General features: G+C 62.7%; 14 protein-coding genes. 4 read left to right on the top strand and 10 right to left on the bottom strand.

Features of this window, described 5'->3' with window-relative positions:
- Positions 1-92 precede the first annotated feature (92 nt).
- Both VQ575_RS03410 and VQ575_RS03405 read left to right on the top strand, forming a co-directional pair.
- Positions 93-1,445 carry a 3-oxoacyl-ACP reductase gene (locus VQ575_RS03410; RefSeq protein WP_039593543.1) on the top strand — a complete coding sequence of 451 codons (1,353 nt, stop codon included), beginning with the start codon at positions 93-95 and terminating at the stop codon, positions 1,443-1,445.
- A gap of 2 nt (positions 1,446-1,447) precedes the next feature.
- Positions 1,448-2,299 carry a MaoC family dehydratase gene (locus tag VQ575_RS03405; protein ID WP_045155036.1) on the top strand — a complete coding sequence of 284 codons (852 nt, stop codon included), beginning with the start codon at positions 1,448-1,450 and terminating at the stop codon, positions 2,297-2,299.
- Positions 2,300-2,310: 11 nt separating this feature from the next.
- Here the strand turns inward: VQ575_RS03405 and VQ575_RS03400 are convergent, their stop codons facing one another.
- The 4 genes from VQ575_RS03400 to VQ575_RS03385 are packed head-to-tail and all read right to left on the bottom strand — an operon-like array spanning position 2,311 to position 4,573.
- A complete protein-coding gene (locus tag VQ575_RS03400) occupies positions 2,311-2,868 on the bottom strand; it encodes a DUF4136 domain-containing protein (RefSeq protein ID WP_039593541.1) in 558 nt (185 codons plus the stop codon).
- 21 nt (positions 2,869-2,889) lie between these two features.
- A complete protein-coding gene (locus VQ575_RS03395; RefSeq protein ID WP_039593540.1) occupies positions 2,890-3,498 on the bottom strand; it encodes a DUF4136 domain-containing protein in 609 nt (202 codons plus the stop codon).
- Between the two features lie 24 nt (positions 3,499-3,522).
- Entirely contained in the window at positions 3,523-4,272 is a 750-nt protein-coding gene (locus VQ575_RS03390; RefSeq protein ID WP_039593539.1) for a methyltransferase, read from the bottom strand.
- Positions 4,265-4,573 carry a MazG-like family protein gene (locus VQ575_RS03385; protein ID WP_039593538.1) on the bottom strand — a complete coding sequence of 103 codons (309 nt, stop codon included), beginning with the start codon at positions 4,571-4,573 and terminating at the stop codon, positions 4,265-4,267. The genes VQ575_RS03390 and VQ575_RS03385 overlap by 8 nt, the downstream gene beginning before the upstream one ends.
- Before the next feature lie 163 nt (positions 4,574-4,736).
- Here VQ575_RS03385 and VQ575_RS03380 point away from each other — a divergent pair, with 163 nt between their 5' ends.
- The gene (locus tag VQ575_RS03380; RefSeq protein ID WP_039593537.1) at positions 4,737-5,030 is read left to right on the top strand and encodes a hypothetical protein; all 294 of its coding nucleotides are present in this window, start codon (positions 4,737-4,739) and stop codon (positions 5,028-5,030) included.
- Positions 5,031-5,100: 70 nt separating this feature from the next.
- Entirely contained in the window at positions 5,101-6,450 is a 1,350-nt protein-coding gene (locus tag VQ575_RS03375) for an MATE family efflux transporter (protein WP_039593536.1), read from the top strand.
- A gap of 4 nt (positions 6,451-6,454) precedes the next feature.
- Here VQ575_RS03375 and VQ575_RS03370 read toward each other — a convergent pair whose 3' ends face one another.
- The 6 genes from VQ575_RS03370 to VQ575_RS03345 form a co-directional block, all read right to left on the bottom strand.
- Positions 6,455-7,252 (bottom strand): DUF4123 domain-containing protein, encoded by a 798-nt coding sequence (locus VQ575_RS03370; protein WP_039593535.1) that lies wholly within the window; start codon positions 7,250-7,252, stop codon positions 6,455-6,457.
- Entirely contained in the window at positions 7,249-8,559 is a 1,311-nt protein-coding gene (locus VQ575_RS03365; RefSeq protein ID WP_325919076.1) for a contractile injection system protein, VgrG/Pvc8 family, read from the bottom strand. The genes VQ575_RS03370 and VQ575_RS03365 overlap by 4 nt, the downstream gene beginning before the upstream one ends.
- 247 nt (positions 8,560-8,806) lie before the next feature.
- Positions 8,807-10,720, bottom strand: a complete 1,914-nt coding sequence (gene speA, locus VQ575_RS03360) for an arginine decarboxylase (protein ID WP_039593533.1) — start codon at positions 10,718-10,720, stop codon at positions 8,807-8,809.
- Positions 10,721-10,930: 210 nt separating this feature from the next.
- Positions 10,931-11,302 (bottom strand): translation initiation factor Sui1, encoded by a 372-nt coding sequence (locus VQ575_RS03355; protein WP_039593532.1) that lies wholly within the window; start codon positions 11,300-11,302, stop codon positions 10,931-10,933.
- A 171-nt stretch (positions 11,303-11,473) separates the two neighbouring features.
- Positions 11,474-12,031, bottom strand: coding sequence for an NUDIX hydrolase (locus VQ575_RS03350; protein WP_039593531.1), 558 nt, complete (start codon positions 12,029-12,031; stop codon positions 11,474-11,476).
- A 3-nt stretch (positions 12,032-12,034) separates the two neighbouring features.
- Positions 12,035-13,102, bottom strand: coding sequence for a DUF2333 family protein (locus VQ575_RS03345; protein WP_045155031.1), 1,068 nt, complete (start codon positions 13,100-13,102; stop codon positions 12,035-12,037).
- Positions 13,103-13,210 lie beyond the last annotated feature (108 nt).

Below are 13,210 nucleotides of genomic sequence, written 5' to 3'. Positions count from 1 at the left end.
CCAGCCACAAGCTTAGGCTTTATCCGGGCGATCGAACGACCGATTGCCAAACATGGTCCACACTTGGAACCTCATCAGCCGGAGTGTGTTCCATGTCAGACCGATACATAGACTTCGCCAATTCGCCCATTGGCCTGCGTCTGGTTGGCGCGCTGGGCTTGCCCTCGCCGGTGCGCCTGGAACGCTGGCAAGCCGGGCGGCTAAGGCCAATCGAAGGCGCGTTGCTGTTGGGCGGTGGCCCGTTGACCGAACAGGTCGGCACGTTCGCCAAGCGCCTGACCGACGCCATTTTCATCTACGGTGGCGAACCGACGCTGGCGGCCGAATGGATCCCCGGCCACGGCCCGAAAATCAAGGCGGTGGTCTACGACGCCAGCCACTTGGTGCAGGTCGACCAGCTCAAGCAATTGCGCGAATTTTTCCAGCCGCTCATGAAGAACCTCGACCACAGCGCCCATGTCGTGATCCTCGGCCGCGCCCCGGAAAACCTCGGCGATCCGTTTGCCGCCAGCGCGCAGCGGGCGCTGGAAGGCTTCAGCCGGTCGCTGGCCAAGGAACTGCGCCATGGCGGGACGCTGCAGTTGCTCTATGTCGGTGACGGTGCCGACGCGCAGTTGGAGGGCGCCCTGCGGTTTTTCCTGTCGCCCAAGAGTGCCTACGTTTCCGGACAGGTTATCCGCCTCAAGGCCTGCGAGACCCAGGTCCAGGATTGGACGCGACCGCTCACCGGGCTCAAGGCGCTGGTGACCGGCGCCGCCCGCGGCATCGGCGCGTCCATCGCCGAAACGCTCGCCCGTGACGGTGCCGATGTGATCCTGCTGGACGTCCCGCAGGCCAAGGCCGACCTGGACGCCCTGGCCGCACGCCTGAGCGGGCGCAGCGTGACGCTGGACATCTGCGCCGAAGATGCCGCCGCGCAACTGATCGAACACCTGCCCGACGGCGTCGATATCGTGGTGCACAACGCCGGCATCACTCGGGACAAGACCCTCGCCAACATGACGCCCGAGTTCTGGGACGCGGTGCTGGCGGTCAACCTCAACGCGCCGCAGGTGCTGACCAAGGCCCTGCTCGACAGCGGCACCCTGCGGGACAACGGCCGGATCGTGTTGCTGGCTTCCATCAGCGGCATCGCCGGCAATCGCGGCCAGACCAACTACGCCGCGAGCAAGGCCGGGCTGATCGGCCTTGCCCAGGCTTGGGCGCCCAGCCTGGAAGCGCGGGGAATCAGCATCAACGCGGTGGCGCCGGGCTTTATCGAGACACGCATGACCGCCGACATTCCCTTCGCCCTGCGAGAAGCCGGGCGCCGCATGAGTTCGCTGGGCCAGGGCGGCTTGCCTCAGGATGTCGCCGAAGCCGTGGCGTGGCTCGCGCAACCAGGCACCGGCGCCGTGACCGGGCAGGCACTGCGCGTCTGCGGGCAAAGCTTGTTGGGAGCATGACCATGACGAACCAATGGGAGGAGATAAACACTGCGCCCTCGATGTCCGTGCTGTATGCCAAGGCCGCGACACGCCGCAAGATCACTGGTACGGCCCTGCCTGACGTCGGGCTGCGCCAAGTGATCCAGGTCGACCAAAAGAACCTGGCGGCCTATCGCAAGGTGTGCGGTTTCAGCGAAAGCGGGCTATTGCCGCCGACTTATCCGCACGTGCTGGCGTTCGCCTTGCAGATGCAATTGCTGACCGCTCGCGACTTTCCGTTCCCCTTGCTGGGCTTGATTCACCTGAGCAACCGCATCCGCGTGCTTCGGCCCATGGGCGGTGTCAGCCAGGTGCGGGCCAGCGTCAACGTCGAGAACCTCCAGCCTCATGCCAAGGGAGCGGTGTTCGATCTGGTGACCCGTATCGAAGATCAGTTGGGACCGTTGTGGGAAGCCGAGAGCCGGATGCTTTGCAAAGGTGTCCAGCTCGACGGTGCGCTGGTAGAGGATCCGCCGTCGTCGGCCCTCGATTTGATAGAGGTGACGCGCTGGACCGCACCCGCGGACATCGGCCGGCAGTACGCCAAGGTGTCCGGCGACTACAACCCGATCCACTTGAGCAGCGCTAGCGCCCGGTTGTTCGGCTTCCCCACCGCCATCGCCCATGGCCTGTGGAACAAGGCACGGACCCTGGCCGCGCTGGATGACCATTTGCCCGAGGCCAACATCGAGATCGAAGTTGCCTTCAAGAAGCCGGTACGCCTGCCCAGCGAGGTGACGTTGCTGGCAAGTGCGGCAGGTTCCAGTGGGCATTTGCGACTGGTGGGCGCTGGAGACCTGGAGCACATGCTGGGAAGTTGGCAGCCGGTTTGATTGTTCCGCATTCAGCGGGGTGGATAGTTGGACAGGATCCGCCCCACCGTCTCGCGCACCTTCGCACTGCGGTCCATCGGGTTGGGTGAATCGCTGAGCAATTGCTCGTCGCTGCCACGCCAGACGAGCTTGCCGTCCTTGCCGTCGAGCAGGTCGATCTGCACGGTGGCGACCTTGTAGCTGAGGTTACGGGTCTCGTTGTACATCGGCCCACCCCAGTAGCCATTCCACGGGCCGCCCCAACCGCCGCCGTAGTTGGTCGTCACCTGTTGCTGGCGATCCTCGACGATCAGGTAGGCCTGGACTTGCACATCGCCGCCAGCACCGCTCGCAGCCAGGCGCAGGCCACGCTGGTCGAGCTGATCGGCGACCGCCTGGCGGATTCTCTGCTCGGTCAGGTCGCTCTTGATGCGCGGGTCGTCCGGGCGATATTGCAGCGCCGGCTCCTTCCAGCTCCAACTGCGGTAGGCCGCGAAATCGCGACTGGTGTCGAAGTCATGGTTGACCTGGTTGGAAGCACAGGCGCCGAGCAACAGGGCAAGGGCAAGCGGGACAAGACGGCGAAACATGGTTTTTCTCCGTTGCGTGAATCAACTGGGAGGATAGGCCGACATGGCCTTTTCCACTGCATCACGAATGGCATCGGTGCGCTCGCTCTGATTGCCCCGCTGGCTGGTCTCGGCGCTGGCGCTCCACACGGGCTGGCCACTGCGAGCGTCGAACAGATCCACCCGAACCACCACGACCTGCTCCTGATAGGTGCGCACCACGGGAACGGTGTTGTACATGCCATACCCCGGCCCATAGCGGTTGTAGCCGCCGTAGTAGCCCGCGTCGTAATCGTCCCGGACCTGGCGCAGCCGAGTCTCCAGGCGCAGGTCGGCGCTGACGAAGAGATCAGCCGGGCGATTATCGTGCAGAGGACGCAGCCCGCGTTGATCCAGGGCAGCGCTCACCGCTTCGGCCACCTGGGCAGAATCCGCCCAGGCAGTGCCCGGGGGCAAGCGCCCATTGAGCCAGGCCCAACTGCGATAACGTCCGTAATCACGGGGCGGCGCCGGATAGGCGCTGCGATCAAACACTTTGGCGGCCTCGGGCGGTGCCGGCGGCAACTGATTGGATGTCGCGACATAAGGGTTGCTGCCCTGGCAAGCAGCCAAGCCGAGGCATACCACCAATAACCCTGAACGACCTTTCATTTCGCTCTCCAATTGCGCTCCGGATCAGAGCGGCCGGCAGACCCAGTGCAGATAGCGTCCCAACCCGGCAAACGCCGGATGACGACGGTGGGCCAGTTCCATTTCCAGCAGTTGCGCCAGTTCCACGCGGCCCTGGAATTCCACTGGCATGTAGTCATGGAAAACCCGTACGCCACTTTGGCTTTCGACCTGCCACAGGCCTTCAAGTTGCGCCGCCAACTCCCGAGGATCAAGCGGCTGTTGCGGGGTCAGGCTCTGTTTCTCGCCAGCCATGGCGTTTTTGCGCAGCTTGCGAAAATGCCCTTTGAGCAAGTTGCGATAGACCAACGCGTCGCGGTTGTAGAACGCCAGCGATAACCAGCCGCCAGGCCCCGTCAATTGATGCAGGACCGGAAGGATCGCGTGGGGCTCGGCCAGCCATTCGAGCACTGCGTGACACAGCACCAGGTCGTAAGGCTCGGTGAGCTGGCCGAGCAGATCCTGCCACGGTGCCTGGATGAACGTTGCGTCCTGCCCTGCCTCGGCAAACCGCTGGCGGGCGCCCTCGAGCATGGGCTCGGCCGGTTCAGCCAGGGTGACCTGGTGACCGCGCTCGGCCAGCCACAGCGACATGTGCCCCAGGCCCGCGCCGATATCCAGGACGCGCAGCGGGCGGTCCGGCAGGGTTTCGATTAGATCGGCCTGGAGCACGGCCAGGCGAATCGCGCCTTTGGCCCCGCCGTAGATTTTTTCCGCAAACCGTGTGGCGAGCTGGTCGAAGTGGCGGTCACTCATGGGCGAACCGCCGTTCGCTGTCGGCCAATTTGCTGCGCACCACGGCGTCCATGTCCAAGCCCAGTTCGCTGCACAGCAGCAACAGGTACAACACGATGTCGCCAACCTCCTGCCCGGCGTGGGCCAATTTATCCGCCGGCAACTGGCGCGACTGGTCCTCGGTCAGCCATTGGAAAATCTCGACCAGTTCGGCCATCTCGACGCTGGCGGCCATGGCAAGGTTCTTCGGGCTGTGGAATTGCCGCCAGTTGTTACGGTCACGGATGGCGTGCAGGCGTTCGGTCAGTTCAACAAGGTTCATCGGGCTCTCCTGAATGCGCATAGCTTCGGGGCGATGAGGAGGGAAGGCAAGCGTCTCGATACGAAGCGGCGAATTGCTCCATAATCGAACGATCACAGCCGCCACCACTCCTACACTCAGGAGCCGATGGCTCGATTCCAACTCTCTCCATCAGGATGCAAACATGCAGGCAGAAAGCTTCTTCGAATGGCTCGGCCAAGCGCTCGGTTCGGTGATCCGTTTCATCGTCGACCTGCTCAGCGGGCTGTTCAACACCCTGGCAAATGCCGGCGGAAATTTTGTCGATGGCCTGTCCCGAACGCTTGGCATGGACACTTCGATCATCAGCATCGTCGCGCTGATCCTCGGGCTGCTGTTGCTGTACTCGGCGATCCGCGCCTTCATGCGGGCGTCGATTGTCATGGGCATCATCTGGCTGGTGCTGGGGTTGTGGTTGCTGAGCTGGATCATTCACTGAAGACCAACAGGGCGACATCAGGAACGAACGCTGCGATAACGCTACAATCGCGCTCCATCCAGGAGCCACCATGTCCAACCTGATCGCCGACTGGCGCGACCGCCTCACCCATCGTCGGGTATGGGCTCTGGCCGCGCCGATGATTCTCTCGAATATATCCGTACCGCTGGTAGCACTGGTCGACAGCACCGTCATCGGCCATCTGCCCCACGCCCATCAACTGGGCGCCGTGGCGGTCGGGGCGAGCTTGTACACGGTGTTGGCCTGGGCAATGGGGTTCCTGCGGATGGGCTCGACCGGGTTCGCCGCCCAGGCAGCTGGGCGGGGCGATGGCGCGGCGCTGCGGCAGGTCTTGCTGCAAGGGCTGCTGCTGGCAACAGGGCTGGCGGTGGTGCTTGGGGCAATCGGGGTTCCGTTGAGTGGCGTGGCGTTGCATTTCATGCAGCCATCGGCCGAGCTCGATCAACTGACCCGGGACTTCTTCCATACTCGATTGTTCGGCCTGCCTGCGGCGCTGGCCAGCTACGCGTTGGTGGGCTGGTTTCTCGGGGCCCAGAATGCGCGGGCGCCGTTGGCGATCCTGTTGGTCACCAACCTGGTGAACATCGCCTTGAACCTGTGGTTCGTGATCGGCCTGGATTGGGGTGTGACCGGATCGGCACGCGCCTCGGTCATCGCCGAGTGGACCGGTGCGCTGGTGGGCCTGGGCCTGGCCCGAAGCACGCTGCGCGCCTGGCCCGGGCGGATCGCCTGGGCGGCCTTGGGCCTGTGGCAGAGCTGGCGACCGCTGCTGGCGGTAAACCGGGATATCTTTATCCGCAGCCTGGTGCTGCAATCGGTGTTTTTCCTGATCACCGTCCAAGGGGCGCGCCTGGGGGACGCGACAGTGGCAGCCAATGCGCTGCTGCTCAACGGCCTGCTGCTCACCGCCCATGCGCTGGATGGCCTGGCCCACGCGGTCGAGGCATTGTGCGGCCACGCTATCGGCGCCCGCGATCGCCTGGCCCTGCGCCGCTCGCTGGTGGTCGCCTGCGGTTGGTCCTTGATCGCTAGCATTGGCTTCGCATGCCTGTTCCTGCTGACGGGGCATCTGTTCATCGACATGCAGACCGACATCGCCGAGGTGCGCGAAACTGCCTACCGCTACCTGCCTTACCTCGCGGCGCTGCCATTGATTGCGGTGTGGAGCTATCTGCTCGATGGCCTGTTCATCGGCGCCACCCGAGCCCGGGAAATGCGCAACGGCATGGTGCTGACACTGTTGTTGGTATTGCCCCTTGCCTGGGTGCTGCAAGGATTGGGCAACCACGGATTGTGGATCACTTTCCTTTCTTTCATGACGCTGCGCTGCCTGACACTCGGCACCGTCGCCTGGCGTTTGCACCGACACGATGGTTGGCTCGACGCGCGCGCCCGGTGACCGTTCAACCCTGGTTGCCTTGCCATAGCCGTCGCAGATGATCGAGACGCTCACGCTGCGAACCACCCGGCAGCGTCGACGCTGGCTGGGCATCAGGGTATTGCAGGCGCAGCCATAACCATCCGTCGAGAACTGCCTGCTCGCGAAACCCCAGCGCCTGGCCCTGTTGCAGGTAGTCCCAGAGCAACCAATAGTCATGCCCGGTAGAGCGCGACCAGCGCCAGACGTGACGCTCCATCAGGCACTCCTGCAATTTCATCTGCTGCCTGTTGGTGAGGCCATGCTCGTTTTCCAGCGCTGGCACCGGCAGCCTGGGATTGGAGAGTTGTTGCCACCCCTGGCACCCCGTCGTCCGATCGGACCAGGTGCCACCGAACCACCGCAACAGGCTGATCGGCCCCAGCCAACAACTGAGCTCCCGGGGATCGCAGGCATCGAAGAAGTAGCTGGCGGTGTACGGGTTGTAATAACTCAGGAAGGCCTTGTAATGCAGGCCCAGCGTCACCGTCAGCATGCGCCGCAAATGAGCCAGCAAGGACTCGGCTGACGTCGAGCTCACCAACAGCAGGCCAGGCCAGGATCGGGCGTCCAGATGGCACAGGCTGGCCAGCGCTGGTGATTGTCGCAGGTCCACCAGCAATGGTCCGTGCTCCTTCAGCCCAGCAAACTCGGTGCTTTCGAACAGGGCAAAACGTGGCGCCTCGGGGAACTGTTCCCGCAAGCGCTTTGCAGTCTCGGGCGCGCCTGGCACGTCGAGAAGCAACCATTGGGGGGCGGGACCCGGCAAGGTGGCAACGTTCATGGCGCAGCGCCTGCGCCCTGCCCCGTCAGCATGCGACAGGTGCACACCGGCTGGGCACAAGGACTGAAGCGCCCCCCGCCAGGCAAAAGGCATAGCAGGACCAGCGGCTCGCCCCCCTCGATCACGGACAACAAGGGCAAATCGATGCCAGGCGCCCCGGGGATCTGCTCGTCAGCAGGACTCGGGGATTTCGCTGGCACTGTCCGCACGCTGGGCGCACAACCCAAGAATTCGCTGATCAAGGGACGGTCCGGGTCGCCCTCGATAAAACTCACCAATACTTCGGTGCCCTCGCAAATCTCATCTGCCCCACACGCCAGCAGCTCCGGTGCCAATGGCAGCCAGCAATGGCTGGGGTTGGCACCCTCTCCCTGATAGGCCCAGTCGAATTGCACCGCCACGCGTCCGGCCACCCGTGGTTCATCCACCTCCACGACCCAACCGCGTTGCCGGCTCACCATGACAGGCTTGGCCGGGGCCCTGTCCACCACGAACGGTGTGCCCCAGGGAATGGCCTGGAAAAGATTGCCGTAGGCGCCCGACTGCTCGCGATGTTCGACCTGAGTCAATAACCAGCGCTGATTCCACTTCTCGCAGCAATGGCCACTCAGCGCCAGGATCCGGCCGGCGCGCAAGTGTCTCAGGTCGCTCCGGCCCTGGGCGACCCATGTCCCGCGAATGTCCGTCTTCACCCCAAAAGCGTGTACTGCGGTGGCCCGCCCTTCAGCGCAATAGGCGGCCTTGATCACCGCCGGAACAAGGCCCGCCGTGTCCGCAAAAACCAGGCATTGCCCGTCCCGGGCGTGATCGAAATGAAAATGGATATTTGCCTGGGCGCACACTCGCTGGAGGAAATACAGGTCGGATTCGCGGTACTGGGTACACAGATCCAGAGAAGGATAATCGCCACCCAGGTCCAGGCTCACGCTGCGGCCGCTGATACCATGCCCGGCCAGTACCTGGCGGATGATTTGCGGCACCGAGCAGGCATTGAAGACCCGTTGGCTGAAGCGCTGGGCAAGACATGCCAGCTTCGGCCCGATGCGCACATGGCAGCTCTCGCCATGGTATTGGACGATTTCGTGAAGTTGCCCATGAATACCTTGATCGCCGGTCCCGAAACACAACCAGACGTTGCGATACAGCAGTCCTGCCAGGTCCAGGGTCATGTCGCTGACCAACAACTGCACTTCGAAAAAGAAGGGCTCGCTGATGCTTTCATTGCCTGTCAGGGCGACGACAACGAAAGGTTCGGACAGGCCGGCTATCTCCAGACGAAAGGGTAGCTCGCAGGCTGGATCGGACATCGGCGTTTCTCTACAGGAGGGGCGACCGGGCATTCTCGCCGACAGCAGGGATCGAGTAGAGGGCTCAAGGACTATTTAGGAAAGGGACTACATGAAATTAGGACGCTGCCAGTTAAACAGCGTCTAGATGCCAGTAAACACGGCACACTATTTCTTCGATAAAAAAACATCGTGGCGAGAAAGCGTGCTCCCTCGCCACGATGAATTGCTCAAGCCTGGAACAGCAGGCCCCTCCAAGGGGCCGCCATCAGGAAGACAGGTAGGACGAACGCGTCAGCCCCAGGCGCAGCGCATCCAGGAACTGAGTGCGCTCGGCCGCCGTGATCCGGGCGCTGGCGCACTTGTCACGGTAGTGAGTCATCAGTTCCTCTGGCGACAGGTGCACGTAGCGCAGCATGTCCTCGATGGTGTCGTGGGTTTCGATACCCGCGTGGTACACACTGCCGTCGGCGTTCTGGTAGATGTTCACCGAGTCGGTATCGCCGAACAGGTTGTGCATGTCCCCCAGGATTTCCTGGTAGGCACCGACCAGGAAAATACCCAGCAGGTAGTCTTCGCCTGGGTTGAGCGAGTGGACCGGCAGGCTGGTCTCGATGCTCTGCTCATCGACGTACTGCTTGATCTTGCCGTCGGAGTCGCAGGTCAGGTCTTGCAGCACCGCACGGCGCAGTGGCTCTTCGTCGAGACGATGCAACGGCAGGATCGGCAGGACCTGGCCGATGGCCCAAGTATCCGGCAGGCTCTGGAACACCGAGAAGTTGCAGATGTATTTGTCGGCCAGCTTGTCGTTGAGCTCGTCCAGCACCTGGCGATGCGAGCGTTGGCGAGCCTTCAGCGAGTTGTGCAGGCGACGGCAGACGGCGAAATAGCACTGCTCGGCCAGGGCCTTTTCCGCCAGGGTCAGCTTGCCGTCTGCGTATTGGGCAGCCACGTCGCTCATGTAGTGGGTAGCGCGCCAGTAAGTCTCGGTGACCATCTCGATGTCGGTCGGCCCCAACAGATCCACCAGCCATTGCACGGTTTCCGGCAGGCTTTCCTTGTTTTCGATGACCGGCACGTCATCGTGGTGTTTCTCCACGTCGGTCACTTGCACCACCAGCATGGCGTGGTGGGCGGTCAGCGAGCGGCCACTTTCAGAGAAAATGTGCGGATGCGGCAGGCTCTGGGCATCGCAGAATTCCTTGAGCATGCCCACCACGACACCGGCGTAATCGTCCATGTCGTAGTTGATGGAGCTGGCGTTACGTGAATGCGTACCGTCGTAGTCCACGCCCAGGCCACCGCCGACGTCGATGTGATCCACCGGCAGGCCGAGGTTGCGCAGCTCGCCGTAGTAACGGATCGCTTCCTTGAAGCCATGCTGGTAGTCCGCCAGGTTGGCGATCTGCGAACCCATGTGGAAGTGCAGCAGGCGGATGCCCTGGTCCAGGCCGGCGCCACGGAAGCGCTCGACTACAGACAACAGCTGTGCCGCCGACAAACCGAACTTGGATTTTTCGCCACCGGTGTCGGCCCATTTGCTCGATGCCAGGGACGACAAGCGCACCCGCAGGCCGACCTGTGGCTTGACCTTGAGCGACGCGGCTTCTTCGATCACCAGGCCGACTTCGGACTCTTTCTCGATCACAATGAAAACGTTGTGACCCAGCTTCTGGCCCATCAGCGCCAGGCGGATGAACTCGCGGTCCTTGTAGCCATTGCAAACGATAGTCCCGCCCTTCGGCGCCAAGGCCAGCACCGCCAGCAGCTCGGGCTTGGAACCGGCTTCCAGGCCAATGGACACATTCTGGGTCGCGATGATGTTCTCGATCACCGCTTCCTGCTGGTTCACCTTGATCGGGTAAAGCGCGGTGTATTGGCTCTGGTATTCCAGGCGCGCAATGTTGCTGTCAAACGCACCGGTGAGCTGACGCACCCGGTCTTGCAGGATGTCGGGGAAGCGCACCAGCAAGGGCAGCGAAAGGCCACTCTGGCGCAACTGGTCGACTTGCTCGTACAAATCGATGGGCGAACTGTCGGGGCCGTTCGGACGGACTTCGACGCGACCGGCTTCATTGATCGCGAAATACCCGGCCCCCCAATGGCGAATCCCGTAAACACTGCGGCTGTCCGCAACTGTCCATTGGCTGCCATCGTCTTTGCGTGTGCGTCGTACGGACATCGAAGTCCCCTATAAAGAAGTCAAAATGCACCATCCGGTCGGAGGCTGGCGCAGTCTAGAGAATGGAAATGACGATTTGCCTGTAAGCAAGGTAGACCCTGCCCGCAGCGCTGAGTTTAAAACCCGTTCAGAACAGGCTCTGTGAAAACCATGCGGGCGACTGACGAACCGCGGGTTCGGATCAAGCCGGGGTGGTTTTCACAGAGGCTGCTAGCCGCCGGATTTCTTCGCCTTGAAACCGTGCTTGGTGAGTTCCGCCAGCAGCAGATCGACGTGGTCGCCCTGGATCTCGATGACGCCGTCCTTCAACGCGCCGCCGGTGCCACAGCGTTTTTTCAGCGTCGTCGCCAATTCCTTGAGCGCGTCTTCGGCCAGCGGCACACCCGTGATGGTCGTCACCGTCTTGCCGCCGCGGCCTTTGCTTTCGCGGCGCACGCGGGCGATACCGTCCCCTGCGGGAATGGCAGTCTGCTTGCAGATGCAGGCATCCACCGGCTGGCGGCAATCGGGGCAATGACGACCGGCGTCGGTAGAAAATACCAGGCCGCCCAGGGCGGCGAAGGATGCGGCTTTTTTGGCCACCGGCAATCCTCTTCGGAGGACAAAGACTGGTCGAGGGGCGAAAGTGCCTCGACCGCGAAGCCCCACTCAGGCAGGGGCAGCGCAACTTGGCCGAACGATGTCGGCCAAGCTTGAAAAGTCGCGCAGTGTAACGACAAAAAGGCGACTTGCTAAGGGCCAATCGGCGCCAATTTACAGCTTCTTTGCGACACCGCATTCGCGGGCACGCAAATAGCGCCCAAGGGCCGCCAGGGAGTCTGGACAATAAGGCTTGTGGCGGATTTCATCGAGCACTTGCTCGACGGGCAGGAAACGCGCCTCCAGCACTTCTTCGGGCTGTAGCACCAGCGGGCCGTCCCACACGGCCGAGAACGCCGAGCACCACAGGCGGCTGCCGGTGTCTTCGAAATAGAAATGATCGTGGGCGACCAGTTCCACGCCGCTGACGCCAAGCTCTTCGGCAAGCTCGCGGGCCGCCGATTCGGCGTAGCTCTCGTGCGCCTGCACCATGCCTCCGGCCGCGACGTCCCAATAACCGGGATAGATCGCTTTGCTCAGGGTCCGGCGATGAACGCACAATTCACCAACAGAGTTGAACAGCATGATGTAGGTGCCGCGCCCGATCAGCCCTCGTTCGCGCAGGTCCGAGCGCACCAGGCTGCCGAGCAGGTTGTCCTGTTCATCGACCCAGGCAATGAGCTCTGCATCCGAAGCCGCGCGGTGAGCGGCGTCCCGACCACTTTCGTCCATCGATCAGCCCTGGTTCAGCAACTGCCGCAGGTCGATTACCGCTGCGTTGGCTCGGGAGATGTAGTTGGCCATGACCAGCGAATGGTTCGCCAATACACCGAAGCCGCTGCCGTTGAGGATCATCGGGCTCCAGACCGGCTCTTGCGAGGCTTCCAGCTCGCGAATGATCTGCCGCACGCTGACCGTGGCGTTCTTCTTGGCCAGCACATCGGCAAAGTCAACTTCGATAGCCCTCAGCAGATGAGACAGCGCCCAGGCTTGGCCGCGGGCTTCGTAGAACACGTTGTCGATTTGCAGCCATGGCGTTTCAACCACTTCTTCGTCGACCTGCGGCACTTGGCCCGGCGCCGGAACTTCGGTTTTCAGCGAAGTATTGAGCTTGACCCGGCCAACGCTGGCGGACAGACGCTGGGACAGCGAACCCAGGCGAGTGCCGACGTCACCCAGCCAGTTGTTCAGGTTGTCGGCGCGGGCATAGAACAATGCGCTCTTTTGTGCTGGATCGGAGAGGCGCGCCTGGTAACGGCTCAGGGAGTTGATGCCTTCCTGGTACTCCGACTCACTGGAGGGCAGCACCCAGCTGCGGTTGTCGAAGTTGAAACGCGGTTCGGCCTTGGCAAGGTCGGCATCTTCCGCGGACTGTGACTGCGAACGGGCGAAATCCTTGCGCAGGGCGCGGCTGAGGTCGCGAACCTGCACCAGCACGCCGTATTCCCAGCTCGGCATGTTGTCCATCCACAGGCCCGGCGGGAAGCGGTCATTGGAAATGTAGCCGCCCTGCTTGGTCAGCAAGGTGCCGGCCACAGTCTTGAGGGTTTCGACGGTGGTGTAGCCAACCACCATTTGCCTGCCGTCCCTTTCGGCCGCCGCCTGGGCGTTCTGCTGCACGGGAAACAGCGCCGGCTCCTGACTCCAGTACCAGCCCACCGCAATGGTGACCAGCAGATACAAACCAATGAGCGTGGCCAGTGCCCGGCTGAAAAACAGCCCGCCCAGGTAGCTGCGGGTGTCCGATTTCGGCTCGGCGGCGCGTTCAGGCGCGCTGCCCGCGCGGTTCTTCCAGTCCAGCATGGCGATGTTCCTTCAATCACTTGAGTTCACGGTTCGACCACAACCTTACATCAACGTGCCTTGGCCGGCATCCGTCGTTGGGCTTATGGGAAAATTAACGCCACCCGA

The organism is Pseudomonas frederiksbergensis, from assembly GCF_035751725.1.
Lineage (GTDB): Bacteria > Pseudomonadota > Gammaproteobacteria > Pseudomonadales > Pseudomonadaceae > Aquipseudomonas > Aquipseudomonas frederiksbergensis_A.
This window is presented reverse-complemented; position numbering and strand designations above follow the sequence as displayed.